Source organism: Pseudonocardia petroleophila (assembly GCF_014235185.1).
Classification (GTDB): domain Bacteria; phylum Actinomycetota; class Actinomycetes; order Mycobacteriales; family Pseudonocardiaceae; genus Pseudonocardia; species Pseudonocardia petroleophila.
Genome location: NZ_CP060131.1, coordinates 485,848 through 510,584 on the forward strand (window position 1 = coordinate 485,848; position 24,737 = coordinate 510,584).

Below are 24,737 nucleotides of genomic sequence, written 5' to 3' on the forward strand. Positions count from 1 at the left end.
GATCGGCCAGGATGGCTCCATGCAACCCGAGCACGTGCTGGTGGTGGGAGCGGGGCTGGGCGGGCTGCGCACGGCGGAGCAGCTGCGGGCCGCCGGTCACCAGGGCCGGATCAGCCTCGTCGGCGCGGAGTCGCACGCGCCCTACGACCGGCCGCCGCTGTCCAAGCAGGTCCTCACCGGCGACTGGGAGCCGGAGAAGGTCGTGCTCCGCGACGTCGACGCGCTCGGTGAGCTCGGCGTGCGCGCCCACCTCGGCACGGCCGCGGTCGCGCTGCGCCACGGCGAGCGCGGCTCGATCGAGCTCGAGCTCTCCGACGGGTCCACGCTGCACGGCGACGCGGTCGTCGTCGCGACCGGGCTGGTGGCGCGCACCCTGCCCGGGCAGCCCGCCACGGCGTTCACCCTGCGCACCCTCGACGACTCGCTCGCCCTGCGCGCCGCACTGGGGTCCGCGTCCTCGCTGCTGGTGGTCGGGGGCGGGTTCATCGGGGCCGAGGTCGCCAGCGCGGCTCTGGGGCGCGGGATCGCGGTCACCGTGCTGGAGGCCGCGGCCGTCCCCGCCGAGCGCGCGCTCGGCCCGGTGCTGGGCGGGGTCGCCGCGCGGCTGATGACCGAGGCGGGCGTCGACCTGCGCACCGGCACGTCGCTCACCGGGTTCGTCGACGGCGGCGTCGGGCTCGCCGACGGCACGGAGCTCACCGCCGACGTGGTGGTCGTCGGCGTCGGCGGCGCGCCGGAGCTGGACTGGCTCGCGACCGGCCGCACCCTCGACGTCGCGGACGGGCTGGCCTGCGGGCCCACCGGGCGCGTGCACGGACTGCCCGGGGTGTGGGCGGTCGGCGACGTCGCCGCGTGGGACGGGCACCGCACCGAGCACTGGACCAGCGCGGGCGACCAGGCCGCCGCGGTGGCCCACGACATCCTCGGCGTCGACCCGCCGCCGTCGACCGTGCCGTACTTCTGGTCCGACCAGTTCGGGCTCAAGATCCAGCTCGTCGGGCACCCGACCGCCGACGCCGAGGTGCTGCCGCTGCTCGGCGCGGGCCTCGACGGCGGCGCGATCCGGGGCACCGTGGCCGGCTACCTGGTCGGCGACCGGCTGGTGGCCGTCGCCGGGTTCGGCGCGGCCCGCCACGTGGCCCGCTACCGGGCACTGGTCGCCGACGGCGCCGACCGGGCCGCGGCGCTCGAGCTCGCCGCCGCGCAGCGCTCCTAGCTGAAGAGCTTCTTCAGGATCGCGACGCCCACGAGCGCGCCGACCGCGATCAGGCCGTACTTGATCCTGGGGTCGGCGAGCTTGCTCTGCACCGCCTGCTTGCCCTGGTCGGCGAACCGCTTCGGGCTCGCCTTCTCGCCGAGGGCGTCGAGGCTGTCGGCGAGGGCGTCCCTGGCCTTCTCGATCTCACGCTGGATGGTGTCCGGGTCGCGGGCCACGACGCCTCCTGTGTAGTGCGGCAGTTGCAGGTCGCCACCGTAGATCACACGCCGTCGGGGCGTCGTGCCAGGATCGCGCGCATGACCAACCGCCTCTCCCCCGGTGACCCCGCGCCGGACTTCACCCTCCCCGACGCCGACGGCGAGCCCGTCTCGCTGGCCGACTACCGGGGTCGCCGCGTCGTCGTCTACTTCTACCCGGCCGCCGCCACCCCCGGCTGCACCACGCAGGCCTGCGACTTCCGCGACAGCCTCGCCGACCTCGGCGACGCCGGGCTCGACGTCGTCGGCATCTCCCCCGACAAGCCCGCCAAGCTCGCGAAGTTCCGCGACGAGGAGGGCCTGACGTTCCCGCTCCTGTCCGACGAGGACCGCTCGGTGCTCACGGCCTGGGGCGCGTTCGGGGAGAAGACGATGTACGGCAAGACCGTCACCGGCGTCATCCGCTCCACCTTCGTCGTCGACGCCGACGGGAAGATCGAGGTGGCGCAGTACAACGTCCGCGCCACCGGCCACGTCGGCAAGCTGCGGCGGGACCTGAAGGTCTGAAACCCGGCCCGTGTCGAACGTCGGTTCGATACGCTGGCCGGATGCCTCGCTCCCGGAGCTGGACCGACGAGCAGCTCACCGCCGCGGTGGCGGCGAGCAGCACGCTGAGCGAGGTGCACGTCCGCCTCGGACTGCGACCCGGCAGGTACGAGGCGATGCGGGCGCACATCGCCCGCCTCGGGCTCGACGCGTCGCACATCCCGCGGGCCGTCGCCGGCGACACCCGCCGGACCCGGAGGTGGACCGATGCAGACCTCGCCGCAGCGGTCGCGGAGGGCAGGTCCGTGCACGACGTGCTCCGTCGGCTCGGCTACACGCCCAACGGCGGGCTGTTCCGGAACGTCGTCGCGCACATCCGGCGGCTCGGGCTCGACACCAGCCACTTCGGCGGTGGGCAGGGATGGGCGAAGGGCCGACGGTTCCCCGACCGGCCGACCCGACCGCTGTCCGAACTGCTGGTGGCCGACTCGACGTCGATCTCGTCCAGCCCGGTTGCGTCAGCGCCTCATCACGGAAGGGCTCAAGCCCGCGCACTGCGAGGAGTGCGGTCTGACCGGGTGGAGGGGACGACCGCTCCCGCTGGCGCTCGATCACGTCAACGGCGACCACACCGACAACCGGCTGGAGAACCTCCGTATCCTGTGCCCGAACTGCCACGCCATCACCGACACCTGGTGCCGGCGAAAGGCCTAGCCGGCGTACTCCAACTGGCAGAGAGACGGCGCTTAGAACGCCGCCAGTGCGGGTTCGAATCCCGCCGTCGGCACTCCTACGCGGGCTGCTCGACCGGCGTCCGCCCCGCCACCGGGCGCCGGGCGGCCAGCACCGCGCCCGCCACGCCGAGCAGCCCGCAGACCAGCGAGACCGTCAGCAGGACCGGGTGCGGGGAGCCGCCGGTGGCCGCGTCGCCCAGCACCACCACGGCGACGGTGCCGGGCAGGATCCCGAGCACCGTGCCCAGCACGTAGGGCACGAAGCGCACGCCGGAGAGCCCGGCCGCGTAGTTGAGCACCGCGAACGGCACCATCGGGATCAGCCGCAGCGACAGCACGGCGAGCAGCCCGCTGCGGTCGAGGCGGGCGCGCACCCAGGCCACGCCGCGCCGGTGCGCGTGCCGCTCCACGAACGCGGCCCCGAGCAGGCGCACCAGCCAGAACGCCACCGCCGCCGCGAGGGTGGTGCCGGCCACGGCCAGCAGCACGCCCGTGACCGAGCCGAACAGCACGCCCGCGGCCACGGTGAACACGGTCCGCGGCACGGGCGTCACCGTCACCGCGCCGGAGAACAGCACGAACAGCAGCGGCGCCCAGACCCCCGACGCCTCGACGGCCCCGCGCACGTCGGGCAGGCCCGCGGACCGCGCGACGAGCACCACGGCGACGGCGGCGGCGAGCACCGCGAGGCCGAGGATCACACGCCGGGGGTTCACGACACGACGGTACCGGCGTCCGGACCCCGCCCGGTGCGGCGGGTGACGCACGCCCCGTCCGGTCACCCGGCGGCCACCCGCCGGCCATCCCGCTACCGTGACGGCCGTGACGACTGCACCCGAACCCGTGGACCTCGACCTCGATCCGGACGGACTCGCGGTGCGCCGCGAGGTGCTCGGCCCGGAGTACGTCGACGCCGCGCTCGCCCGCGCCGACGCCACCACGGCCGCCTTCCAGGAGATGATCACCGAGTACGCCTGGGGCCACATCTGGACCCGCCCCGGCATCGACCGCCGGATGCGCAGCGCCGTCACCCTCACCGCGCTCGTCGCGCACGGCCACCTCGCCGAGCTGGAGCTGCACCTGCGCGCGGCCCTGCGCAACGGGCTCAGCCGGGAGGAGATCGTCGAGGTGCTGCTGCAGACCGCGATCTACTGCGGCGTGCCGGCGGCGAACTCGGCGTTCGGGGTGGCCCGCCGGGTGCTGGCCGAGGAGCAGGCGCCGGAAGGGTGATCCGGCGGTGGCGCTCGGGTCAGTCGGAGAGCGCCTGCAGGTGCGGGACGAGCGCGGCGAGGGCCAGCGCCCGGTGCGAGGCCGCGTCCTTCTCGTCGGGGCTCAGCTCGGCAGACGTCCGGTCGGAGCCGTCGGGCACGAAGACCGGGTCGTAGCCGAACCCGTTGGTGCCGCGCGGCGCGCGGGCGATCGTGCCGGTCCACTCGCCGTGCACCACGGTCTCGGTGCCCCCGGGCACGACCAGGGCGGCGGCGCACACGAACGCCGCGCCGCGCCGGTCGTCGGGCACGTCACCGAGCTGGGCGAGCAGCAGCTCCAGGTTCGCGACGTCGTCGCCGTGGCGCCCGCTCCACCGCGCCGACAGCACGCCGGGCATGCCGTTGAGGGCGTCGACGGCGAGGCCGGAGTCGTCGGCCACCGACGTCAGACCGGTGGCCTCGGCGGCGTCGCGGGCCTTGGCCAGCGCGTTCTCCGCGAAGGTCGCACCGGTCTCCGGGGCGTCGGGGAACTCGGGGACGTCGGCGAGCCCGACGATCTCGAAGCCGGACAGCATCCGCCGCAGCTCGACGAGCTTGCCGGCGTTGCGCGTGGCGAGCAGGATCCGCGCGCTCACTTCGGGAGCTCTCCGGGGTACGGCGCGGCGAGCGCCTCGGCCTGCAGCGCGCACAGCCGCTCGATGCCGCCGAGCGCGGAGTCGAGCATCGCGTCGAGGGTCTTCCGGCTGAACGTGGCGCCCTCACCGGTGCCCTGGACCTCGATCAGCGTGCCCCGGTCGGTCGCGACGACGTTCGTGTCGACCTCGGCGCGGGAGTCCTCCGCGTAGGGCAGGTCGAGGCGGACGCGCCCGTCCACCACCCCGACGCTGACGGCCGCGACCTGGCAGGACAGCGGCTGCGGGTCGGCGAGGCGCCCGTGCGCGCCGAGCCAGGTGACGGCGTCGGCGAGCGCGACGTAGGCGCCGGTGATGGCCGCGGTGCGGGTACCGCCGTCGGCCTGCAGGACGTCGCAGTCGAGCGCGATGGTGTTCTCGCCCAGCGCCTTGAGGTCGATGCAGGCCCGCAGCGAGCGGCCGATGAGCCGGCTGATCTCGTGCGTGCGCCCGCCGACGCGCCCCTTGACGGACTCGCGGTCGCTGCGGGTGTGCGTGGCCGAGGGCAGCATCGCGTACTCCGCGGTGAGCCAGCCCAGGCCCGAACCGGTGCGCCAGCGCGGGACGCCGGCGGTGACGCTGGCCGCGCAGAGCACCTTCGTGCCCCCGAACTCGACGAGCACGGAGCCCGCCGGGTGCGCCTGGAAGCCGCGGGTCAGCGTCACCGGGCGCAGTTCGTCGTCGGTCCTGCCATCGAGTCGGTTCACGCAGGACACCCTATGCGGGACCCGGTCACGCCCGTCTCACCGCCGTTCGTGTGAGATGTCCGGATGTACACCGTCGCGGGTCTGCCGCTGCACCCGTTGATCGTCCACGCCGTCGTGGTGCTGCTGCCGCTGGCGACGGTCGGCACACTGGCCGCCGCGGCGCTGCCGGCGTGGCGGCGCGCGCTCGCGATCCCGACGCTGCTGGTGGCGCTGGCCGGGGCGGTCGCGGTGCCGCTGGCGTCGTCGAGCGGGTGGCGGCTGCGGTCCACGATGGGCGGCGGCAGCCCGCTGGTGGCCGAGCACGCCGCACGCGCGTCGTTCCTGCTGCCGGCGGCCGTGCTGTTCGTCGCCCTGCTCGCCGCGGTGGTGTTCGCCGACCGGCGGGTGCCGGTGGCGGCGGGCGGCCACGCCGGGCCCGCACCGGCGTCCGCGTCCCGGCTCGCGGCCGGGCTGGCGGTCGCCGCCGCGGTCGTCGGGGTGGTCGTGACCGCGCTGGTGGTGTGGATCGGCCACGCGGGGGCGTCGGCCGTCTGGTCCTAGACCGCGTAGCCCGCGTCGGCGGCGACGACCTCGACCGGCCCGCCGAACGCCGCCTTCGCCTCGGCCGCGAGCTCCGCGGCGTCGAACCAGGGCGGGCAGTGCGTGAGCAGCAGGCGTCCGACGCCCGCGGCCGCGGCGTGCTCTCCCGCCTGGCGCCCGGACAGGTGCACGCCGGGCGGCGGCTCCGTCCACGACGACGTGACGTGCGGCCAGGTGGCCTCGCAGAGCAGGACGTCGGCGCCGCGGGCGAGCTCGACGAGGGCGTCGGTCGGGCCGGTGTCACCGCTGTAGACGAGGCTGCGCCCGGCGTGCTCGACGCGCAGCGCGTAGGCCTCGCAGGGGTGGTCGACGGCCGCGGTGCGCAACAGCACGTCGCCGATCGCGGTCTCGGCGACGTGCGGGCGGAAGTCGAACGCGTCGGTGAGGTCGGTGCCGGCGCGCTCGGCGGCGTCGGGGGCGTAGGCGGCGGCGAAGCGGTCGGGCGCCTCGCGGGGGGCGAACACCGGCAGCCTCCCGGCGTCGACGGGCGGGAACGGGTGGTAGCGGCGGTGCACGACGAGCGCGGTGAAGTCGGCGCAGTGGTCGGGGTGCAGGTGGGAGAACGCCACGGCGTCGAGGCGCCACGGGTCGAGGTGGCGCTGCAGCGCGCCGAAGGTGCCGTTGCCGAGGTCGAGGGCGAGCCGGACGTCGCCCGCCTCCACGAGGTACCCCGACGCGGGCGAGTACGGCCCGGGGCCGCTGCCCGAGCAGCCCAGCACGACCAGACGCATGGCCGTCACGCTAACGCGACCGGGTGCGCCGCAGCCACCACAGGCCGATCAGGGGCAGCACGAGCGGGATGTAGCCGTAGCCCCGCCCGAACTCCGACCACACCGTGTCGTCCGGGAAGTCGCCCGCGTCGAACACCGACAGCGCCCCGACGACGAGCACCCCGGCCAGCTCGAACCCGACGGCCCCCCAGGCCAGGCGACGCGCACCGGGCCCGCTGCGGGCGAGCCCGACCGTCGCGAGGATGTAGACGACGCCCGCGAGCGCGGAGAGCAGGTAGGGCAGCGGGGCCTCGGAGAACCGGGTGGCGATCTGCACGCCCGCGCGGGCCGTCGCCGACAGCGCGAAGATCCCGTAGACGGTGATCAGCAGGCGCCCGAAGCCGCTCGACGTGCGCTCAGGCACCGGCGTCCCACAACCCCTGGAGCCGGACGACCGCGACCGCGGTGCCGATCGCGCCCGCGGCGACGACGGCGCCGCCCCAGCGCGTCGGCTCGGCCGTGGCGAACTGGGTGGCGATCGGCAGCACGCACACCGACACCACGAGGTAGATCAGGAACGTCGAGGTCTCCGGCAGCTCGACGCCGGAGAACACCCGCACCGCCGCGATCGCCGCCTGCACGGCGAGCAGCGCGACGACCCCGGCGACGGCCAGTCGGGTCCAGCGGTCGGGCGGGCGGTTCAGCACGGTGGTGACGAGGCCGTACACGGCGAGCGCACCCAGCGCCACCACCACGACCAGCACGAGCGCGTCGATCACGGGGTGACGCTACCGGGTGCGGGTTCCTGTCTCAGGGCCAGGAGGAGGAGTCCGAGCGAGCCCAGGGAGAGCACCGCCCCGACGAGCGGCAGCGCCAGCACCCCGTACAGGGCGACGACTCCCCCGCCGACCAGCCCGGCCAGCCCGATCCCCAGGTAGATCGCCGAGGCGTTGAGCGAGAGCACCAGCGCGCTGTTGGCGGGCGCGAGCTCGATCAGCCGCGACTGCACCGGCGCGTTGACGACGAACCCGCCGCCCAGCACGAACATCGCGATCCCGGCCCCGACGACGGTGGTGATCGTCAGCGGCAGCGTCACCAGCGCCAGTGTGATGACCGGCAGGGTCATGAGCAGCGGGCGGCGGCTGCCGAAGCGGTCGGTCAGCCGGCCGCCGAGGTCGTTGCCGATCAGCGCGCCGACGCCGTAGACGACGAGCAGCACGCCGAGCAGCGGCCCGGTGACGCCCACGGACTCGGCGAGCAGCGGGGCGATGTAGGTGTAGACCGTCAGCACGGCCATCAGCCCGAGCACGGTGATGCCGAGGATCGTCAGGACGCGGCGGTCGGCCGCCACGGCGAGGCGCTCGCGCAGCCCGACCGGCGCCGGTGCCTCGACCGTCGGCAGCAGCGTGCGGACGCCGATCGCCCCGGCCAGGCACAGCGCCGCGACCACGGCGAACACCCCGCGGAACCCCACGGCCGAGCCGATCAGGGTGCCCGCGGGCACGCCGACCACCAGCGACAGCGTGATGCCGGTGAACACCGCCGACACCGCCCGGCCGCGCCGCTCGGGCGGGCTCAGCAGGGTGGCGGCGTGCGTGGCGGCCGGGGTGAACGCGGCCGCCCCCAGCGCCGTCAGCACCCGCCCGACCATCAGCAGCCCGTAGTTCGGCGCCAGCGCGGAGAGCAGGTTGCCCACCGCGGCGAGCAGCAGCGCGGCGACGAGCAGCCCGCGGCGCTCGCGACGGCCGAGGAGGGTGGCGAGCACCGGCGCGCCGAGGGCGTAGGCGAGGGCGAACGCCGTGGTGAGCTGGCCGGCCGCGGAGACCGAGACGCCCAGCTCCGCACTGATCTCCGGGAGCAGCCCGGCGACGACGTACGCGCTCGTGCCGACGGCGAACGCCCCGCCGGCGAGCAGGGTCAGGCGCAGCGGCGAGATCACGACGTCAGCGCCGCGACGGCGCCGACCTCGGGGCCCAGGAAGCGGCGGCCCAGCCGGGCGAACGGCTCCGGGTCGCCCGTGGCGAGGAACTCGTGCGGACCGGCGAGCGGCCCCGGTTCGCGCGCGAGCCCGGCCTCCCACAGCACCCGCACGACGTCCTTCGCGGTCTCCTCCGCGCTGCTCACCAGCGTGACGTCCGGGCCCATGACGATCTGCAGGACCGCGCTGAGCAGCGGGTAGTGCGTGCAGCCGAGGACGAGCGTGTCGACGCGGGCGCGCTGCAGCGGCTCGAGGTAGCTCTGCGCGAGGCCCAGCACCTGGCGGCCGCTGGTGGTGCCGCGCTCCACGAAGTCGACGAACCGCGGGCACGCGACCGCCGTGACCTCGACGTCGCGGGCAGCGGTGAACGCGTCGACGTAGGCGCCCGAGGCGATCGTGGCCCGCGTCCCGATGACGCCGATCCGGCCGGTGTGCGTGGCCGCCACCGCCCGGCGGACGGCGGGCCGGATCACCTCGACCACCGGCACCGGGTAGCGCTCCCGGATGTCGGGCAGGCAGGCGGCCGTCGCGGTGTTGCAGGCCACCACCAGCGCCTTGATCCCGCGCTCCATCAGCGAGTCGCCGACGGCGAGCGCGTGGCGCCGGATGTCGGCGATCGCGAGCGGGCCGTACGGGCCGTGCGCGGTGTCGCCGACGTAGACGACGCGCTCCGCCGGCAGCTGGTCGATGACCGAGCGGGCGACGGTGAGGCCGCCGACGCCGGAGTCGAAGATGCCGATCGGGGCGTCGAGGTCGGGCGTCACCCCGCGAGCCTACGTCCCGGGCAGGGCCGGCTCGGGTCGGTCGGCGCGGGCCACCAGCCACGCGGCCAGCACCCCCGCGAGCGCCCCGAACAGGTGCGCCTGCCAGGAGATCCCCGGCTGCCCGGGCAGCACGCCGAACAGCACCCCGCCCCAGACCAGGAACAGCACGACCGCCACCGCGATCTGCCGGCCGCTGCGGGCGAAGAACCCGCGCGTGAGCAGGAACGCGAGCCAGCCGAACACCAGCCCGGAGGCGCCGATGTGGTAGCTGTTGTCGTCGCCGGTGAGCCACACGCCCAGCCCGCCCAGCAGCCAGATCGTGGCCGTGACCAGCACGAACTGCCGGATCCCCCCGGCCATCGCGAGGAACCCGAACACCAGGAACGGGATCGTGTTGGCGGCCAGGTGCGCCCAGTCGTCGTGCAGGAGCGGGGCCCAGAGGATGCCGTCGAGGTCGCCGGTGTCGCGCGGGACGATGCCGTTGTACTGCAGCGTCTGACCGGAGACCACGTCGGCGACCTCCACGGCGTAGAGGAACGCCGCGAACACCAGCATCGTGACCGCCGAGCGGCCGGGGGCGGCGGGCAGCACGCGGCCGATCGTGCGGCGGGGCGCGGGGGCGGTCATGGATCCGAGGGTACCGACGGGATCCGGGGTGGGGGTGGGTCGAACTCCCGACCACCACCCGGCGAGTTTGCCGCAGCCGCCCGGCGAGTTCGCCGACGGCGCCCGGCGAGTTTGTCGCAGCCGCCCGGCGAGTGTGCCGACGGCGCCCGGCGAGTTTGCGGCAGCCGCTCGGCGAGTTCGCCGGTGGCGCTGGGTGAGTTCGGCGACGGTGTTCGGTCGGTTGGTCGCTGCCGGTCGACGTGATGGCCCCGAAACCGTTTCGGGGTGCCTGGGACGCACAGCCTGGTGCCGGTCTCGGCCGTGGTCCGGTCTACTGCGGGCCAGGACGCCAGCCGGTCGGGCACGGGTCGATCCGGGCGGTGGGGTTGCGGTTCGGGCGGTGGGGTTGCGGTTCGGGCGGTGGGGTTGCGGTTCGGGACCACCGGGCGTCTCGCCCCACCCGACCGGAAGACTGCGCTCAGAGCCGGGCACGTCGGTCGGGGACGGCCGCCCACCCCACCACGTGATCCGGTACTTCTTCCCAGGCGACCCAGATCTGACCGCACCAGCCCACCAGGCCGCAGAGAGGTCGGGGAGGTCTCATCCGAAGCGACGATCAACCCCGCGCAACAATGCGCCGAAGGGTCTCTGAGCTGCGGCGATCCGCTTCAGTTCGAACACACGTTCTAGTAGAATCGGGTCATGGTCGGCGACACCCTCCGAGACGCGCACCAGCACCTCGCTGCCGCACTCGACGAGCTCGCCGCCGCCACCACCCACGCCTCCGAGAACGACCTCATCTCCCTGCTGACCCTCTGCGAAGGCGTCACCCGGCGGGTCGAGGCCATCTCCAGCGCAGCAGTCGCCGTCCTCGACGACCGGGGCACGTTCCTGTCCCGTGGTTATCCGAACACCGCGGGCGCTCTGTCGGATCTGCTGTCGTGGGACCACCGGCAGGCGCGGTCCTTCACCTCCGCGGCCACCGACGTCCACGGCCGCACCACTCTCAGCGGGGAACAGCTCCCGGCCCGGATGCCCGCCACCGCCGCCGCGTTCGGCGAGGGAACGATCGGGTGGCGGCACGTGGAGGTGATCCACCGTGTCCTGGGCACCCGGGCGGCGGAACGGCTCACCACGTCAGCGTGGACCGGCGCGGAGGTGCAGCTCGCTGAGTACGCCCAGCAGGCCAAGCCCGGACAACTGCTCAGCTTCGGCACCCTACTGATCGACCGGTTGGATCAGGACGGGCCGGAACCCGATGACTCGCCGCCGCCGGTGAACGAGCTGCGCCTGACCCGGCACCGCGGCGGGGCGGGCGGGTCGATCAAGGGCCGGTTCGAAGACCCCGCCCTCTACGACGCCATCGCCGCAGTCATCGACGCCAAGGCCAAACCGCTCACCGCCGACGACGACCGAACCGCGGCCCAGCGACAGGCCGAAGCACTCGCCGACGTCTGCGGGTACGTCCTCGACCACAGCGACGACCTCCCCGAGACCGGCGGCCGACGACCCCACCTCACCGTGACCATCCGACTCGAAGACCTCGAGGACCGAGCACGCAGGGCGATGCTCGAGTTCGGCGGCACCATCACCCCCGCCACCCTCCGCACCCTGGCCTGCGACGCCGGCGTCATCCCCATCGTCATGAACGGCGACAGCCAACCCCTCGACGTCGGCCGCGAGAAGCGCACCCTCCCCGACGGACTCCGCAAAGCCATCACCGCCCGCGACCGCGGATGCGCCCACCCCGGATGCGACCGACCACCCTCCTGGTGCGACGTCCACCATGTGGATCACTGGGGACGTGAGGGACCGACGGAACTCAACAACCTAGTCATGCTGTGCAAGGCCCACCACCGCCAGATCCACCACACCGACTGGACCGTCCGGATCCGCGACGGGCTACCGGAGTTCGTCCCACCACGATGGATCGACCCCACCCAGACCCCGCGTCGGAACACGGCCGCCCACCTCGTGGGCGGGCGGGCCGCCTGACGACCACCGCGGAAGTCCGGCACGGTGGCGGCCACACCGGAGCAGCTCGCTCCGGGGAACGAGGCCGGCGTGGCGCTGGCCTGGTCGGGGATCCTCGGACGCGGCCGGACCTCGCGGTCGCCCTCACCGGTGCCGCCGTGTTCGGTACCGGCGTGCGGCTCGCACGACCACCGGCTGGTCGACGCAGTCCTCGGGGACGCCCCGGCGTCCGACCGGCTGCTGCCGGGCGTGGAGCCGGCCGACGGCCGGGTTGCCACGACGGGGTGGCCGCCGGCCGACCTCACCACCGACGCGGCGTCGCTGGTACCGGGCGGCGGGGAGGGTGTCGACCGGTCCGTCGACGTCCACGTCTACCGGGCACACGCCTGACCGGGACGCGGGATCGCCGAGACCCGCACCGAGTTCACCGGCGCCGCCGACCCGCGTGCTGGGCGGCTAGGCCCAGAGGTGGCCCTCGATGCCGTCGGCGGCGTCGTCGAGGTCACCGCTGTAGGCGCCCGTCGACAGGTACTTCCAGCCGGCGTCGCAGACGATCAGCGCGATGTCGGCGCGGTCGCCCGCGCCCGCCGCCTTCTCGGCGACGGCCAGTGCGGCGTGCAGGATGCCGCCGGTGGAGATGCCCGCGAAGATGCCCTCGCGCTCCACCAGCTCCCGGGTGCGGCGCAGGGCGTCGTGGCTGCCGACGGAGTAGCGGGCCGTCAGCACGTCGGGGTCGTAGAGCTCCGGGACGAAGCCCTCGTCGATGTTGCGCAGGCCGTAGACGACCTCGCCGTAGCGCGGCTCGGCGGCCACGATCTGCACGTCGGGCTTGTGCTCGCGCAGGTACCGGCCGGTGCCCATCAGCGTGCCGGTGGTGCCGAGACCGGCGACGAAGTGCGTGATCGTCGGCAGGTCGCGCAGCAGCTCCGGGCCGGTGGTCCGGTAGTGCGCGTCGGAGTTGGCGGGGTTGCCGTACTGGTACAGCATCACCCAGCTCGGGTTCTCCGCCGAGAGCTCCTTGGCCATCGCGACGGCCTGGTTCGACCCGCCCGCCGCGGGCGAGGAGATGATCCGCGCGCCGTACATCTCCAGCAGCTGGCGCCGCTCGATCGAGGTGTTCTCCGGCATCACGCAGATCAGCCGGTACCCCTTGAGCTTGCAGGCCATCGCCAGCGAGATGCCGGTGTTGCCCGACGTCGGCTCGAGGACCGTGCAGCCGGGGGTCAGCAGGCCGTCGGCCTCCGCCTTCTCGATCATGGCCAGCGCGGGCCGGTCCTTGATCGAGCCGGTGGGGTTGCGATCCTCCAGCTTCGCCCACAGGCGCACGTCGGCGCTGGGCGAGAGGTTCGGCAGCCCGACCAGCGGCGTGTCCCCGACCGCCGCGATCAGCGAGTCGTACCGCATCGCAGGATCAGCCGCCCGCGACCGCGGGGAGGATCGTGAACGTCGAGTTCTCCTTGACGGGGGCGTCGAGGCCACCGGAGAAGCGGACGTCCTCGTCGTCGACGTAGATGTTGACGAAGCGGTGCAGCTTGCCGTCGTTGAGCAGGCGACCGGCGATGCCGCTGTGCTTGGCGTCGAGGTCGGCGATCACCTCGGCGACGGTGCTGCCCTTCGCCTCGACGGACTTCTCGCCGTCGGTGTGGGTGCGCAGGATGGTGGGGACGGACACGGTGGCCATGCGAATGCTCTCCAGGTGAGGACGGACGGGTCGAGGCGGAACGTCAGCCGTTGTCGGGGACGTCATCCGCGCCGGTGTGCGCGAACATGTAAGTCTCCACGACGTCGACTTCTTCCTCCGTGACCACACCGTCCACGATCCGGAACGACCGGAGGTCGTGCCCGTGCACCCGCGGCTCGGCGTCGGGACGCGTCGAGACGATCACGTAGTGGATGCGCGGGTCGTTGGCCGGGCCGGAGGCGACGTCGATGTCGACCTGCGACGGGTACGCCTCGCTGCGCGTGTGCGAGTGGTAGATCACGACCGGCCACTCGTCGGCGGCGTCCATCTCGCGCTGCGCGCGCAGCCGCTCCTTGACGTCCCACGTGTAGTACGTCAGTGACGAGCGTCGCTCGCCCTGGTACTCCGCGTGCGCCTCGCCCAGCACGAGGGCGCGGTGGGCCTGCTCGCGCTCCTCGGCGAGCGCGTCGCCCGTCGGCTTCGCCGCGTTCGTCATCCGGAAGAAGCGCTCGGGCCGCTCAGTGCCCTCGGCGCCCGCGATCATCCCGCACGCCTCGTGGGGGTGCTCCGCACGGGCGTGCGCCATGATCTCCTCGACGAGGTCGGCGCGGATCTGCAGCACCGCGCCAGACTACGTGGCGTTCCCGGACGATCGCACCCCGGCGGCGGGTGCGGTCACAGGGCGGCGGACCAGACAGGTGTCGCCGGGCGCGGCGAAGCCGTACCGGTTGTAGAGACCGTGGGCGTCGTCGGTGAACAGCACCCAGCGGACCCGCCCCGGGCCGTCGAGCACCGCCTCGACCAGCGCCTTGCCGAGTCCGGCGCCCCGGGCGGACGGGAGCACGAAGACGTCGGCGAGGTAGCCGAACGTCACGTCGTCGGTGACGGCGCGGGCGAAGCCGACCATCTCCCCCGTGTCTCGCCGGTAGACCCCGACCTGCCTGCGCGACGCGTCGAGCTGCGCCTCGAGCTCGGCGCGGGTGCGCGACCCGTGCCAGTAGGCCCCGGTGGACAGGAACGTCCACACGACGTCGCGGTCGACGCGGGCCGGGTCGTCGTCGGTCTCGTGCTCGCCGACCACGACGCGGGTCGACCTCTCGGACAGCCCGCGCAGCACCACGAGAGCCTCGTCGGCCCGGTCGACCGGGACGAACAGGTGGTCGTGGTGGAACCCGGCGACGGGGTTGACGCTGATCCCGCGCGCCGCCAGCGCCGCCGTGACCCGGGCCAGCAGCCCGACGCCGTCGAGCGCCGTGTGTGCGCGCAGCGTGATCCACGCGCAGCGGTAGGTCGCGGCCAGGCCGAGCCGCTCCGCGTCGGCCTCGGGGAGCACGACGGTCCGGCCCTCCCGCTCGAGGATCGACGCCACCGGCTCGACGTCGATCGCCGTGCCGGGCGCGAGCGTGACGAACACGTGCACCCCGTCGTTGCGGTGGGGGTCCAGATCGATGTTCACACCGCCGAAACTAGATCGCCCCCGCTCCGGTCGGCACGGATTTCCCAACGCCGCGATACTCGCGCCGTGCCGTCGCAGACCCGGAAGCCCCCGCGTCCAGCCGTGATCGCCCTCGTCGTGCTCCTGGTGCTGGTCGTGGCCGGGATCGTGGCGCTGGAGGTGCGCAACGTGAACGGGTCAGCGCCGGTCGCGGGCGGCGGACCGGTGCCGGTGCGGATCGTCGCGTTCAACGACCTGCACGGGAACCTGGAGCCGCCGTCGGGCTCCTCCGGCGAGGTCGAGGACGCCACGGGCACGGCCGTGGAGGCGGGCGGAGCGGCCCACCTCGCCGCGCACGTCGCCCGGCTGCGGGCCGAGGCGGCCAACACGGTCCTGCTGTCGGCGGGCGACAACGTCGGCGCCTCCCCCGTCGCCTCGGCGCTGTTCCACGACGAGCCCACGATCGAGGTCCTCGACGCGCTCGGGGTGGCCGCGAGCACCGTCGGCAACCACGAGTTCGACGAGGGGTTCGCCGAGCTGCGGCGCCTGCAGGACGGCGGCTGCCACCCCGTCGACGGCTGCGTCTTCCGCCCCGGGCACGACGGCGCGTCGTTCCCGTTCCTCGGCGCCAACGTCGTCGACGCCGCGGGCGCCCCGGCCCTGCCGACGAGCACGGTCGTCGAGGTGGGCGGGGTCCGGATCGGCGTCATCGGGGTGACGCTGCGCGAGCTGCCGACCGTCGTCACCGCCGAGGCGGTGGCCGGCCTGACCTTCGGCGACGAGATCGCCGCCGCGGACGCCGCCTCGGCCGAGCTGACCGCCCAGGGCGTCGCCGCGCAGGTGCTGCTCGTGCACCAGGGCGACGAGGGCGCGGGCGGCGGACCGTCGGACTGCTCGGTCGAGCCCGACGGTGCGGGGTCGGCGATCGCTCAGGGCGTGAGCGCCGACGTCGACGCCATGTTCACCGCGCACACCCACCAGCAGTACGTCTGCGCGCAGCCCGACCCGGCCGGGAACCCGCGCCCGGTGGTGCAGGGGCTGTCGTTCGGGCGGCTGCTGTCGGTCGTCGACGTGGTGGTCGACCCGGCCACCGGCGACGTCGTCCGCGACCGGACCGCCGCCCGCAACGAGGTCGTCTCCCGCGACGTCGAGCCGGACGCGGCGGTGCAGGCGATCGTCGACGAGGCCGTGGCCGACGCCGCCCCGATCGCGAACGAGCCCGTGGGCACGATCACCGCGGACCTGCTGCGCACCGGCGGGCCGTCGGGCGAGACCCCGCTCGGCGACGTCATCGCCGACGCCCAGCTCGCCGCCACCCGCGACGCCGGCGCCCAGGTCGCGATCACCAACCCCGGCGGGATCCGGGCCGACCTCCCGTTCGCCCCCGACGGCGTCGTCACCTACGGCGAGGCGTTCACGGTGCAGCCGTTCGGCAACATCCTGCAGGTCGTCACGCTGACCGGGGCCCAGCTCGACGCGGCGCTGGAGCAGCAGTGGGCGGGGCAGTCGAGCCCGCGGATCCTGCAGGTGTCCTCGACGCTGCGCTACGGCTGGTCGAACGCCGCGCCGGTCGGGGACCGCGTCACCGGCATCACCGTCGACGGGGTCCCGGTCGACCCGGCCGCGCCGTACCGCGTCACCGTCAACAACTTCCTGGCCGCGGGAGGCGACAACTTCACCGCCTTCGCCGAGGGCACCGACCTCACCGGCGCGGAGATCGACCTCGACGCCCTGCTCGCCTACCTCGGCGCCAACCCCGCGCTGGCGCCGCCCGCCCAGGACCGGATCACCGTCACCGGCTAGCGGACCTGCATCCGGCTCTGCACGAGGGCGTCCTGCACGAACGTCAGCCACTGGTAGACGCCCAGGTGCGACGCGCGGGGGTCGTCGGGGTCGAGCTGGTCGGGCATGTCCTCGCTGACGTCGAGCGCGGTGCCCAGCGCGAGGCGGACGTCGTTGAGCGCGGCGAGCCAGACGTCGGCCTGGTCGACGGTGAGCTCGATCCGCCCGCCCGTCTCGGGCAGCGTGTCGAGGACGAGGGAGGCCGCGGCGTCCTTCGCCTCGATCAGCTCCGGCTCGTGCAGCGAGCGCAGGCCGGCGGCGAGGTCGGCGTCCTCGGTGGTGAAGTCGGGCAGCAGCCGGGCCAGGACGCGGTCGTCGGGGCGCGTCGACGGGCCGGTGCGGATCCCGGTGATCGCCGCGAGCTCGTCGGGCGGGTTCTGCTCGACGCGCCCGGCGAGCATCTGCTTCACCTCGGCGACGAGCCCGCGCAGCACCGAGGCCTCCTGCGCCTCCAGCGACGCGACGAGCCGCACCTTCGACCCGCGACCCGACTTCTTCCAGCCGTTCATCTACGACGCCTTCTGCATGGTCGCCCAGAGCCCGGCCGCGTGCAGCTTCGCCACGTCCGCCTCGATCTTGTCCTTGTCGCCCGACGACACCGCGGCCTTGCCCTTGTGGTGCACGTCGAGCATCAGCGCCGTGGCCTTCGGCTCGGGGTAGCCGAACAGCTTCTGCAGCACGTAGGCCACGTAGGACATGAGGTTGACCGGGTCGTTCCAGACGATCGCCTGCCACGGGACGTCGCCGGTGACGTCCTCCTCGACCGCCGTGCCGGTCTGACGGGTGGGGGCGGGAAGCGGCGCCGTCATGCCTCCATGGTGGCACGGGACATAGGCTCCCCTGTCATGAGTGGTACTCCGCAGTCGGCCGGGGTCTCGACGGCCCTGCTCACCGACCGCTACGAGCTGACGATGGTGGCCGCGGCGCTGGCCGACGGGACGGCCGGTCGCAGCTGCGTGTTCGAGGTCTTCGCGCGCCGGCTGCCCGACGGGCGGCGCTACGGCGTCGTCGCGGGGACGGGCCGGCTGCTGGAGTCGATCACCCGCTTCCGCTTCGGCGACGAGGAGCTGGCCGCGCTGGAGGGCGTCGTCGACGCCGCGACGCTCGACTGGCTGGCGGCCTACCGCTTCACCGGCGACGTCGACGGCTACCCCGAGGGCGAGCTGTACTTCCCCGGCTCGCCGATCCTCACCGTCCGCGGCACGTTCGCCGACGCGGTGCTCCTGGAGACGCTCGCGCTGTCGATCCTCAACCACGACTCCGCAGTGGCCTCGGCCGCCGCGCGGATGGTCACGGCCGCGGCCGGGCGCCCGCTGATCGAGATGGGGTCGCGGCGCACCCACGAGGCGGCCGCGGTGGCGTCGGCCCGCGCGACCTACCTGGCCGGGTTCGGCGCCACGTCGAACCTGGAGGCCGGGCGCCGCCATGGCATCCCGACCGCGGGCACCGCCGCGCACGCCTGGATCCTGCTGCACGACGACGAGCTGGGCGCGTTCGCGAGCCAGGTCGAGGCGCTGGGCGCCGACACGACGCTGCTCGTCGACACCTACGACATCCGCCGCGGCGTGGAGCTGGCCGTGCAGGCCGCCGGGCCAGGGCTCGGCGCGATCCGGATCGACTCCGGCGACCTGGGCGAGCTGGCCCGCCAGGCCCGCGACCAGCTCGACGCGCTCGGCGCCGTCAACACGAAGATCGTCCTGTCCGGCGACCTCGACGAGTACGCGATCGCCTCGCTGCGCGCCGAGCCCGTCGACTCCTACGGCGTCGGCACGTCGGTCGTCACCGGGTCGGGGGCGCCGACGGCGGGGATGGTCTACAAGCTGGTGGAGGTCGACGGGCGGCCGGTCGCCAAGCGCAGCGCGGCGAAGGAGTCGCGCGGCGGGGCGAAGTCGGCGGTGCGCCGGTTCAAGCCGACCGGCACCGCGGTGGAGGAGGTCGTGCACGCGGCGGGCTCGCCGGTCCCGGTCGGCCCGCACGACCGCGTGCTGCCGGTGCCGCTGGTCCGCGGCGGCGAGCCGGTGCCCGACCTGCCGACGCTCGCCGAGTCGCGCGACCGGCTGAGGGCCGCGCTGGTGTCGGTGCCGTGGGAGGGCCTCAAGCTCTCCCGCGGCGAGCCCGCGATCCCTACGGTGTTCCCGTGACGAGAGCGCTGATCGTGGTGGACGTGCAGAACGACTTCTGCGAGGGCGGCTCGCTGGCCGTCGCCGGGGGTGCCGCGGTGGCCGCGGCGGTCTCGGAGCGGATGGGCGGGTACGAGCTGGTCGTCGCCACCCGCGACCACCACGTCGACCCGGGCGACCACTTCTCCGACACCCCGGACTTCGTGCACAGCTGGCCGCCGCACTGCCGCGTCGGGACGCCGGGGGCGTCGTTCCACCCCGCGCTCGACGTCGGCCCGGTGCAGGCGGTGTTCTCCAAGGGAGAGCACACCGCCGCCTACTCCGGCTTCGAGGGCGCCGACCCGGACGGGGTGACCCTGCGCGACTGGCTCGTGGAGCGCCGCGTCGACGGCGTGGACGTGGTCGGCATCGCCACCGACCACTGCGTCCGGGCCACCGCGCTCGACGCGGTGCGCGCCGGGTTCCCCACCGTCGTGCTGACGGACCTGTGCGCCGGGGTGGCCCCGGACTCGACCGCCCGCGCCCTCGACGAGCTGCGGGCGGCCGGGGTGGAGATCCGCTAGCCGCGCATCCGGAACGGCTCCAGCGCCGCCGACAGCTCGACGAGCCCTCCGTCGAGGCCCTGCGCGTGGTGGGCGCCCCTGGCCTGCGCGAGGCCGATGCAGCGGGGACCGTCGAACAGGCCGCAGGCGTAGCTCACGGTCTCCTCGTCGAGCTCCAGCACGCCGACGCGCAGCTGGTGGATGCCCGGGTAGTGCACCTCGGCGAGGTACTGCACGGTGAGCGAGCTGGGCTGCAGGCCGTCGAGCGGGCCGCCCGTCGGGTAGCCGAGGACGTCGAGGTGCAGCTCGGCGAGCGCGTCGAGGTACCAGCCGGCCAGCGCGACGTTGTTGACGTGGCGGTTGGTGTCGATGTCGCCGAAGCGGGTGCGGATGTCGAGGCGGAACGGGTAGGCCTCGCGGACGACGAGGTCACGGCCGCTGCGCGGGGACGGGTCGCCGACCACCCGCAGCCCCTCCAGCGCGGCGCGCACGGCGTCGGGCAGCGGGGCGGGCCCGTCGGCGGTGGCGTGCACGCTGACCGACTCGCCGGTGGCCACGCACTCGTCCCCGGCGAACACGGCGTAGACGTAGGTGAACGACGTCGTCCCGACGTGCGTGACGCCCAGGCCGATCCGGTAGCGGCCGGCCACCCGCAGCGGTGCGAGGACGTCGACGCGGACCGCGGCCAGGAGCAGGCGCATCTCGCCGCGCAGGCGGGTGTCGAGGTCGCCGCCGAACGCGTCGAGCTCCACGGCGACGCGGGCGTCCTCGAACCAGCGGACCAGGGCGTCGCGGCCGATGCGGCGGCTGGGGTCGAGGTCGCTGTAGCGGGCCGGGTGCTCGACGAGCACGGGGAACGAGGCGGGTTCGAGGCGCAGCTGCGTGGCGGTCACTGCGTCCATTGTGCCGTCCCCCTTCCGGGTGACCTCGGGAGGCCCCGGACAGCCGAACGCCGCCCGTGCTGGCCACGGGCGGCGTTCGAGGACACGAGTCAGCGGGTTACCAGGCGTGCGCAGTCGGCCGTGTGGGTGGTCTCGGCACCGGAGGGCGGGTGTCGCCGACCGGTGCAGACCCACGACCTGGTGCCTTCGCGGCGTGCTCCGCGTGGGTACCCGGTGCTCGTGCCGGGAACTGCGACCGGGAGGACGGATCTTCTCCACCGATCCGGCCTTGGCCTGCCGCCGTTCCGTGCCATCTTTCTACTCCGTGTGTGCCCCGGGTCACAAGAGCGTCACGGGGGGTGTGCGGCGAACGGTTCCGGTCCGGGCCCGCGACCCGCCGGGTAGCCTCCTGCGGGTGCCGGCCAAGACCTCCCTCCCAGGTGTCGCCGAGCTGCTGGAGGCCGCGGTCGAGGCCGTCGGGGGCACCCGGCGGGAGGGCCAGGACGCGATGGTCCAGGCCGTGCGGAAGGCCCTGAGCAGCGGCGAGCACCTCGCCGTCCAGGCCGGGACGGGCACCGGCAAGTCGCTGGCCTACCTCGTGCCGTCGATCCACCACGCGGTCGCGAAGGACAGCACCGTCGTCATCTCGACGGCGACGATCGCGCTGCAGCGCCAGCTCGTCGACCGCGACCTGCCCCGGCTCGCGAAGGCGCTGAAGCCGCTGATCGGCCGCGCCCCGACGTTCGCCATCCTCAAGGGCCGGCGCAACTACCTGTGCCTCAACAAGCTGCACGGCCCCGACGACGTCGACCCCGCCGACGAGCTCTTCGACCCGTTCGCCGTCTCCGCCATGGGACGCGCGGTCAAGCGCCTGCACGAGTGGGCCGACACCACGAAGAAGGGCGACCGCGACGAGCTCGTCCCCGGCGTCACCGAGGCGGTGTGGCGGCAGGTGTCGGTCACGGCGCGGGAGTGCGTCGGCGCGTCGAAGTGCCCGGTGGGCGACGACTGCTTCGCCGAGCTCGCGAAGGCCGAGGCGGGCAAGGCCGACATCGTCGTCACCAACCACGCCCTGCTCGCGATCGACGCGCTGGAGGGCCGCCCGGTGCTGCCCGAGCACGACGTCGTGGTCGTCGACGAGGCGCACGAGCTGGTCGACCGCGTCACCGGCGTCGCCACCGCGGAGCTGACGTCCGGCATGGTCGGCACGGCCGCGCGGCGCCTGGGCAAGCTCGTCGACCAGGCCGTGGCCGACCGGCTCGCCGAGTCCGGCGAGGGCCTGGCGATGGTGCTCGACGACCTGCCCGTCGGCCGCTGGGACGCCCTGTCCCCCGCCGCGTCCGGGGTGCTCTCGACGATCCGCGACAGCGCCGGGGAGTGCCGCCAGTCCCTCGGCCCCGAGCGCAAGGACGATCCCGAGGGCGCGTCGGCGCGCAAGCTCGCGCTGGCCGCGCTCGACGAGGTGTCCGAGGTCGCCGTCCGGCTGATCGAGGCGTTCGCCGAGCCCGACCCGTCGAAGCGCCGCGACGTCGTGTGGCTGGGCGAGCAGGGGCCCGACGGCTCCCGGCACAAGGTGCTGCGCGCGGCCCCGCTGTGGGTCGGCGGGCTGCTGCGGGAGCGGCTGTTCGGTCGCTCCACCGTGGTGCTGACCAGCGCGACCCTGGCGCTCGGCGGCAACTTCGACGCGCTCGCCCGCCAGTGGGGGCTCCCGCCGTCGGACGCGCCGTCCGAGGAGCTGGGCGCCCCGAAGTGGTCCGGGATGGACGTCGGGTCGCCGTTCGCACACGCGCGGAGCGGCATCCTCTACGTCGCCAAGCGGCTGCCCCCGCCCGGGCGCGACGGCCTCGCGCCCGCCACGCTCGACGAGATCGCCGGGCTGGTGGCGGCCGCGGGCGGGCGCACGCTGGGGCTGTTCTCGTCCACGCGCGCGGCGAAGCAGGCCACCGAGGCGCTGCGCGGGCGCCTGGACACGCCGCTGCTGTGCCAGGGCGAGGACTCCACGATGCAGCTGGTGAAGAAGTTCGCCGAGGACGACGCGACGTCGCTGTTCGGCACGCTGTCGCTGTGGCAGGGCGTCGACGTCCCCGGGCCGTCGCTGAGCTGCGTGATCATCGACCGCATCCCGTTCCCGCGGCCGGACGACCCCCTCGTGGCCGCCCGCCAGCGCGCCACCGACGCCCGCGGCGGCAACGGGTTCCTCTCCGTCTCCGCCACCCACGCCGCCCTCCTGCTGGCCCAGGGGGCCGGGCGGCTGCTGCGGGGCATGGACGACCGCGGCGTCGTCGCGATCCTCGACTCCCGCCTCGCCACGGCCCGCTACGGCGGCTTCCTCCGTGCGAGCCTCCCCCCGTTCTGGGAGACCGACGACCGCGACAAGGTCCACGCCGCCCTCAGGCGCCTGCGCGGGGCCTGAGCCGGGGGTGCGGTCAGGCCCGGGCGGGTGGGGCGGGGGCCACCGGGACGTGGGTCGCGGCCCAGTCCAGCAGCGACGCCGGGTCGCCGATCTCGAGCAGCTCCCGCAGGTCGGACTCGGCGTCGGCCGGGACCGGGAGGACCGCGCCGACGAACCGGTGCCCGCCCCCGCCGTCCGGCACGGCCCGGGCGCAGAGCACCGCACCCACCCGCACCGCGCCGCTCGCCGTGCGCTCGGTGACCGTCACCGGGTCGCCGCCGCGGCGGTCGCGCACGTCGAGCCCCTCGCCGGGGCGGACGGCGAGCACCTCGACCAGTGCGCGGTCGGCGTCGAGCCAGGACGCCCCCAGCGCCGCCTCGTCGGCGGGGAGCAGCGGGCCGCGCTCGGTGAGGAACTGCGCGAACCAGCCGCCCTCGTGCAGGGTGGCGTCGGCGGTGAACGGGTCGACGAAGGCGGCGTCCGGGTCGCCCGACTCCCCCGCGCGCCACGCCGCGTGGTCCGCCAGGTCCTCCTCGGCCGCACCCCCGCGCCGCTCCAGGTAGGCGACCGCCTTGCGCCACAGCCCGCCGACCCACTCCGGCAGCGGCGCGGCCATCGGCCGGCCGCTGTGGCACTGCTTGAACTTGCGGCCGGACCCGCACCAGCACGGCTCGTTGCGACCCGGCTGCGCGCCGAGCCCGGCGGCGGCGCGGGCGGCGAAGCCGAGGTCGGGGTCGTCGTCGGGGGTGCCGATGGAGCGCCAGCGCCCGGCGGCGGCCGCCGCGTCACCGCGGTCGGCCTCGTACCAGGCCAGCCGGTCCTCGACGAACGGCCAGCCCTCGGCCTCGCTGCAGGCGGCGCGCAGGTGCGACTCGGCGTCGAGCACCCGGCCGTCGCGCTCGGCCGCGAGGGCCGCCATCCAGCGGGCGACCGCGGCGCGGGGCGAGGTGCCCGCCGCGGCCACCATCCGGTCGGCCAGCGCGACGAACGGCGCGAGCCGGGCCGGGTCGTCGCCGTCGAGCAGCTCGTCGGTGACGGCGACGAGGACGTCGGGCTCCTGGAGCAGCTCCAGCGCCCGGCGCAGGGTGCCGGGATCGCCCGCGGGGTCGGCGAGCAGGTCCAGCGCCTCCAGGGCGGTGGTGGCGGCCCCGTCGGTGCCGAGGCGCTCGATCAGGCGCCAGTGCCGGTCGGCCTCCTCCCCCGCGGCCCACACCGACCCGGCGTGGGCGAACTCCGGCCCGCGCCGCTCCAGGCCCGCCGCCGCGGCCAGCTCCGCGAGCGGCGGCACCGGCGAGGACAGGGCGCCGCGGTCGGCGGCGCGCAGGCCGAGCACGAGGTTCTCCGCCGACACCGGCAGTCCCGGCTCGTCGGGTGAGTCCAGCTCCGCGTCGTAGACCGCACGCAGCCGCTGTACCAGCCCCGGCGGGACGGCCGGGTCGGCGTCGAGCACGGCCAGCTCGACCGCGCCGTCGTCGGCGACGCGCACGGCCAGCAGGGCGTCGGCGGGGTGCGCGGCCAGCCAGTCCTCGGGGCCGATCCAGGCGGGCTCCCCGTCGACGTCGTCGACGGCCAGCGGCTCGGCGCCCGCGTGCGGGCCGGGCACGCGCAGGAACCCGGCGAGGTCGACGTCGAGCACGAGGAAGCCGCCCTCGCGCTCGTCGGCGGTGAGGCGGTGGGTGAGCACCGCACCGGCCATCAGCGCGGGGGCGTGCACCACGGTCTCGGGCGCCAGCAGCGTGAGCGGCGAGTACGGGTCGAGCATCGCCTCGTCGCCCGCGTCGAGCAGCAGCTCGTCGTCGGCGGGGAGGCCGAACCGGGTGGCGAGCTGCGCCTCCAGCTCCGACGCCCCGAGCGCGACGCGGGTGCGCGCCAGCTCGACGTAGGCCGCCGTGACGGTCTCCACCGGCGGCCGCTCCACGGCCGCACCCGGACGCCCGCGCCGGGCCCCGCC

28 protein-coding genes and 1 tRNA gene are annotated in these 24,737 nt (G+C 74.8%); 11 read left to right on the forward strand and 18 right to left on the reverse strand.

The window, feature by feature from the left end; genetic code table 11:
- The first annotated feature begins 19 nt into the window (after positions 1-19).
- The gene (locus H6H00_RS02345) at positions 20-1,216 is read left to right on the forward strand and encodes an NAD(P)/FAD-dependent oxidoreductase (protein WP_185719740.1); all 1,197 of its coding nucleotides are present in this window, start codon (positions 20-22) and stop codon (positions 1,214-1,216) included.
- On the opposite strand, the gene H6H00_RS02350 is transcribed toward H6H00_RS02345, so the two are convergent.
- Positions 1,213-1,434 carry a DUF3618 domain-containing protein gene (locus tag H6H00_RS02350; protein WP_185722105.1) on the reverse strand — a complete coding sequence of 74 codons (222 nt, stop codon included), beginning with the start codon at positions 1,432-1,434 and terminating at the stop codon, positions 1,213-1,215. The two genes, H6H00_RS02345 and H6H00_RS02350, sit on opposite strands and share 4 nt — an antisense overlap.
- Before the next feature lie 81 nt (positions 1,435-1,515).
- Here H6H00_RS02350 and bcp point away from each other — a divergent pair, with 81 nt between their 5' ends.
- Both bcp and H6H00_RS02365 read left to right on the forward strand, forming a co-directional pair.
- Entirely contained in the window at positions 1,516-1,983 is a 468-nt protein-coding gene (gene bcp, locus H6H00_RS02355) for a thioredoxin-dependent thiol peroxidase (protein WP_185719741.1), read from the forward strand.
- A 692-nt stretch (positions 1,984-2,675) separates the two neighbouring features.
- Positions 2,676-2,749: transfer RNA gene (locus tag H6H00_RS02365), tRNA-Leu, on the forward strand.
- 3 nt (positions 2,750-2,752) lie between these two features.
- Here H6H00_RS02365 and H6H00_RS02370 read toward each other — a convergent pair.
- Positions 2,753-3,412, reverse strand: coding sequence for a TVP38/TMEM64 family protein (locus H6H00_RS02370; protein WP_185719742.1), 660 nt, complete (start codon positions 3,410-3,412; stop codon positions 2,753-2,755).
- A 106-nt stretch (positions 3,413-3,518) separates the two neighbouring features.
- Here H6H00_RS02370 and H6H00_RS02375 point away from each other — a divergent pair, with 106 nt between their 5' ends.
- The gene (locus tag H6H00_RS02375; protein ID WP_185719743.1) at positions 3,519-3,926 is read left to right on the forward strand and encodes a carboxymuconolactone decarboxylase family protein; all 408 of its coding nucleotides are present in this window, start codon (positions 3,519-3,521) and stop codon (positions 3,924-3,926) included.
- Between the two features lie 19 nt (positions 3,927-3,945).
- On the opposite strand, the gene rdgB is transcribed toward H6H00_RS02375, so the two are convergent.
- Together rdgB and rph are read right to left on the reverse strand one after the other, a co-directional pair.
- Positions 3,946-4,539, reverse strand: coding sequence for an RdgB/HAM1 family non-canonical purine NTP pyrophosphatase (gene rdgB, locus H6H00_RS02380; RefSeq protein WP_185719744.1), 594 nt, complete (start codon positions 4,537-4,539; stop codon positions 3,946-3,948).
- Complete coding sequence (gene rph / locus H6H00_RS02385; protein ID WP_185719745.1) at positions 4,536-5,282, reverse strand: ribonuclease PH; 747 nt, start codon at positions 5,280-5,282, stop codon at positions 4,536-4,538. The genes rdgB and rph overlap by 4 nt, the downstream gene beginning before the upstream one ends.
- A gap of 63 nt (positions 5,283-5,345) precedes the next feature.
- Between rph and H6H00_RS02390 the strand changes: the two genes are divergently transcribed.
- Positions 5,346-5,822: a DUF2231 domain-containing protein gene (locus tag H6H00_RS02390; protein ID WP_185719746.1), complete on the forward strand. Its 477-nt coding sequence runs from the start codon at positions 5,346-5,348 to the stop codon at positions 5,820-5,822.
- Here the strand turns inward: H6H00_RS02390 and H6H00_RS02395 are convergent.
- Genes H6H00_RS02395 through H6H00_RS02420 form a run of 6 tightly spaced genes read right to left on the reverse strand, consistent with a single transcriptional unit; the run spans position 5,819 to position 9,940 of the window.
- Positions 5,819-6,592 carry an MBL fold metallo-hydrolase gene (locus H6H00_RS02395; protein WP_185719747.1) on the reverse strand — a complete coding sequence of 258 codons (774 nt, stop codon included), beginning with the start codon at positions 6,590-6,592 and terminating at the stop codon, positions 5,819-5,821. The genes H6H00_RS02390 and H6H00_RS02395 overlap by 4 nt on opposite strands.
- 10 nt (positions 6,593-6,602) lie before the next feature.
- The gene (locus H6H00_RS02400; RefSeq protein WP_185719748.1) at positions 6,603-6,995 is read right to left on the reverse strand and encodes a hypothetical protein; all 393 of its coding nucleotides are present in this window, start codon (positions 6,993-6,995) and stop codon (positions 6,603-6,605) included.
- On the reverse strand, positions 6,988-7,350 hold the full coding sequence (locus H6H00_RS02405) for a hypothetical protein (protein WP_185719749.1): 363 nt from the start codon (positions 7,348-7,350) through the stop codon (positions 6,988-6,990). The genes H6H00_RS02400 and H6H00_RS02405 overlap by 8 nt, the downstream gene beginning before the upstream one ends.
- The gene (locus H6H00_RS02410) at positions 7,347-8,510 is read right to left on the reverse strand and encodes an MFS transporter (RefSeq protein WP_221775770.1); all 1,164 of its coding nucleotides are present in this window, start codon (positions 8,508-8,510) and stop codon (positions 7,347-7,349) included. The genes H6H00_RS02405 and H6H00_RS02410 overlap by 4 nt, the downstream gene beginning before the upstream one ends.
- Complete coding sequence (gene murI / locus H6H00_RS02415; protein ID WP_185719750.1) at positions 8,507-9,313, reverse strand: glutamate racemase; 807 nt, start codon at positions 9,311-9,313, stop codon at positions 8,507-8,509. The genes H6H00_RS02410 and murI overlap by 4 nt, the downstream gene beginning before the upstream one ends.
- Before the next feature lie 9 nt (positions 9,314-9,322).
- The gene (locus H6H00_RS02420; RefSeq protein WP_185719751.1) at positions 9,323-9,940 is read right to left on the reverse strand and encodes a rhomboid family intramembrane serine protease; all 618 of its coding nucleotides are present in this window, start codon (positions 9,938-9,940) and stop codon (positions 9,323-9,325) included.
- 681 nt (positions 9,941-10,621) lie between these two features.
- Here H6H00_RS02420 and H6H00_RS02425 point away from each other — a divergent pair.
- On the forward strand, positions 10,622-11,914 hold the full coding sequence (locus H6H00_RS02425) for an HNH endonuclease signature motif containing protein (RefSeq protein WP_185719752.1): 1,293 nt from the start codon (positions 10,622-10,624) through the stop codon (positions 11,912-11,914).
- Between the two features lie 24 nt (positions 11,915-11,938).
- Positions 11,939-12,283, forward strand: coding sequence for a hypothetical protein (locus H6H00_RS02430; protein ID WP_185719753.1), 345 nt, complete (start codon positions 11,939-11,941; stop codon positions 12,281-12,283).
- A gap of 66 nt (positions 12,284-12,349) precedes the next feature.
- Here the strand turns inward: H6H00_RS02430 and H6H00_RS02435 are convergent, their stop codons facing one another.
- From H6H00_RS02435 to H6H00_RS32750, 4 genes are read right to left on the reverse strand one after another with little or no spacing between them, the layout of a single operon-like run.
- The gene (locus H6H00_RS02435; RefSeq protein ID WP_185719754.1) at positions 12,350-13,297 is read right to left on the reverse strand and encodes a cysteine synthase; all 948 of its coding nucleotides are present in this window, start codon (positions 13,295-13,297) and stop codon (positions 12,350-12,352) included.
- A 7-nt stretch (positions 13,298-13,304) separates the two neighbouring features.
- Entirely contained in the window at positions 13,305-13,574 is a 270-nt protein-coding gene (locus H6H00_RS02440; RefSeq protein ID WP_185719755.1) for a MoaD/ThiS family protein, read from the reverse strand.
- A gap of 43 nt (positions 13,575-13,617) precedes the next feature.
- Complete coding sequence (locus tag H6H00_RS02445) at positions 13,618-14,196, reverse strand: M67 family metallopeptidase (protein WP_185719756.1); 579 nt, start codon at positions 14,194-14,196, stop codon at positions 13,618-13,620.
- A gap of 9 nt (positions 14,197-14,205) precedes the next feature.
- The gene (locus tag H6H00_RS32750; RefSeq protein ID WP_221775771.1) at positions 14,206-15,030 is read right to left on the reverse strand and encodes a GNAT family N-acetyltransferase; all 825 of its coding nucleotides are present in this window, start codon (positions 15,028-15,030) and stop codon (positions 14,206-14,208) included.
- Positions 15,031-15,132: 102 nt separating this feature from the next.
- Between H6H00_RS32750 and H6H00_RS02460 the strand changes: the two genes are divergently transcribed.
- Positions 15,133-16,812 carry a bifunctional metallophosphatase/5'-nucleotidase gene (locus H6H00_RS02460; RefSeq protein ID WP_379539895.1) on the forward strand — a complete coding sequence of 560 codons (1,680 nt, stop codon included), beginning with the start codon at positions 15,133-15,135 and terminating at the stop codon, positions 16,810-16,812.
- On the opposite strand, the gene H6H00_RS02465 is transcribed toward H6H00_RS02460, so the two are convergent.
- Entirely contained in the window at positions 16,809-17,360 is a 552-nt protein-coding gene (locus H6H00_RS02465) for a DUF2017 domain-containing protein (protein ID WP_185719757.1), read from the reverse strand. The genes H6H00_RS02460 and H6H00_RS02465 overlap by 4 nt on opposite strands.
- On the reverse strand, positions 17,361-17,660 hold the full coding sequence (clpS, locus tag H6H00_RS02470) for an ATP-dependent Clp protease adapter ClpS (RefSeq protein ID WP_185719758.1): 300 nt from the start codon (positions 17,658-17,660) through the stop codon (positions 17,361-17,363). It lies immediately after the preceding gene.
- A gap of 36 nt (positions 17,661-17,696) precedes the next feature.
- Between clpS and H6H00_RS02475 the strand changes: the two genes are divergently transcribed.
- Together H6H00_RS02475 and H6H00_RS02480 are read left to right on the forward strand one after the other, a co-directional pair.
- On the forward strand, positions 17,697-18,992 hold the full coding sequence (locus H6H00_RS02475; RefSeq protein WP_185719759.1) for a nicotinate phosphoribosyltransferase: 1,296 nt from the start codon (positions 17,697-17,699) through the stop codon (positions 18,990-18,992).
- Positions 18,989-19,534 carry an isochorismatase family protein gene (locus H6H00_RS02480; protein WP_185719760.1) on the forward strand — a complete coding sequence of 182 codons (546 nt, stop codon included), beginning with the start codon at positions 18,989-18,991 and terminating at the stop codon, positions 19,532-19,534. Before H6H00_RS02475 ends, H6H00_RS02480 begins: the two co-directional genes overlap by 4 nt.
- Here the strand turns inward: H6H00_RS02480 and H6H00_RS02485 are convergent.
- Positions 19,531-20,406, reverse strand: coding sequence for a thioesterase family protein (locus H6H00_RS02485; RefSeq protein ID WP_185719761.1), 876 nt, complete (start codon positions 20,404-20,406; stop codon positions 19,531-19,533). The two genes, H6H00_RS02480 and H6H00_RS02485, sit on opposite strands and share 4 nt — an antisense overlap.
- Positions 20,407-20,809: 403 nt before the next feature.
- Here H6H00_RS02485 and H6H00_RS02490 point away from each other — a divergent pair, with 403 nt between their 5' ends.
- The gene (locus tag H6H00_RS02490; protein ID WP_185719762.1) at positions 20,810-22,807 is read left to right on the forward strand and encodes an ATP-dependent DNA helicase; all 1,998 of its coding nucleotides are present in this window, start codon (positions 20,810-20,812) and stop codon (positions 22,805-22,807) included.
- A 13-nt stretch (positions 22,808-22,820) separates the two neighbouring features.
- On the opposite strand, the gene H6H00_RS02495 is transcribed toward H6H00_RS02490, so the two are convergent.
- Positions 22,821-24,704, reverse strand: a complete 1,884-nt coding sequence (locus H6H00_RS02495) for an SEC-C domain-containing protein (protein WP_185719763.1) — start codon at positions 24,702-24,704, stop codon at positions 22,821-22,823.
- Between the last annotated feature and the right edge of the window lie 33 nt (positions 24,705-24,737).

What these genes read in the sequence shown, in the direction of transcription:
- H6H00_RS02435 (WP_185719754.1), bottom strand. Translation starts at nt 13,297, where the DNA reads ATGCGGTACGACTCGCTGATCGCGGCGGTCGGGGACACGCCGCTGGTC.
- H6H00_RS02420 (WP_185719751.1), bottom strand. Translation starts at nt 9,940, where the DNA reads ATGACCGCCCCCGCGCCCCGCCGCACGATCGGCCGCGTGCTGCCCGCC.
- H6H00_RS02395 (WP_185719747.1), bottom strand. Translation starts at nt 6,592, where the DNA reads ATGCGTCTGGTCGTGCTGGGCTGCTCGGGCAGCGGCCCCGGGCCGTAC.
- H6H00_RS02475 (WP_185719759.1), top strand. Translation starts at nt 17,697, where the DNA reads ATGAGTGGTACTCCGCAGTCGGCCGGGGTCTCGACGGCCCTGCTCACC.
- H6H00_RS02390 (WP_185719746.1), top strand. Translation starts at nt 5,346, where the DNA reads ATGTACACCGTCGCGGGTCTGCCGCTGCACCCGTTGATCGTCCACGCC.
- H6H00_RS02440 (WP_185719755.1), bottom strand. Translation starts at nt 13,574, where the DNA reads ATGGCCACCGTGTCCGTCCCCACCATCCTGCGCACCCACACCGACGGC.
- bcp (WP_185719741.1), top strand. Translation starts at nt 1,516, where the DNA reads ATGACCAACCGCCTCTCCCCCGGTGACCCCGCGCCGGACTTCACCCTC.
- H6H00_RS02345 (WP_185719740.1), top strand. Translation starts at nt 20, where the DNA reads ATGCAACCCGAGCACGTGCTGGTGGTGGGAGCGGGGCTGGGCGGGCTG.
- H6H00_RS02425 (WP_185719752.1), top strand. Translation starts at nt 10,622, where the DNA reads ATGGTCGGCGACACCCTCCGAGACGCGCACCAGCACCTCGCTGCCGCA.
- H6H00_RS02465 (WP_185719757.1), bottom strand. Translation starts at nt 17,360, where the DNA reads ATGAACGGCTGGAAGAAGTCGGGTCGCGGGTCGAAGGTGCGGCTCGTC.
- clpS (WP_185719758.1), bottom strand. Translation starts at nt 17,660, where the DNA reads ATGACGGCGCCGCTTCCCGCCCCCACCCGTCAGACCGGCACGGCGGTC.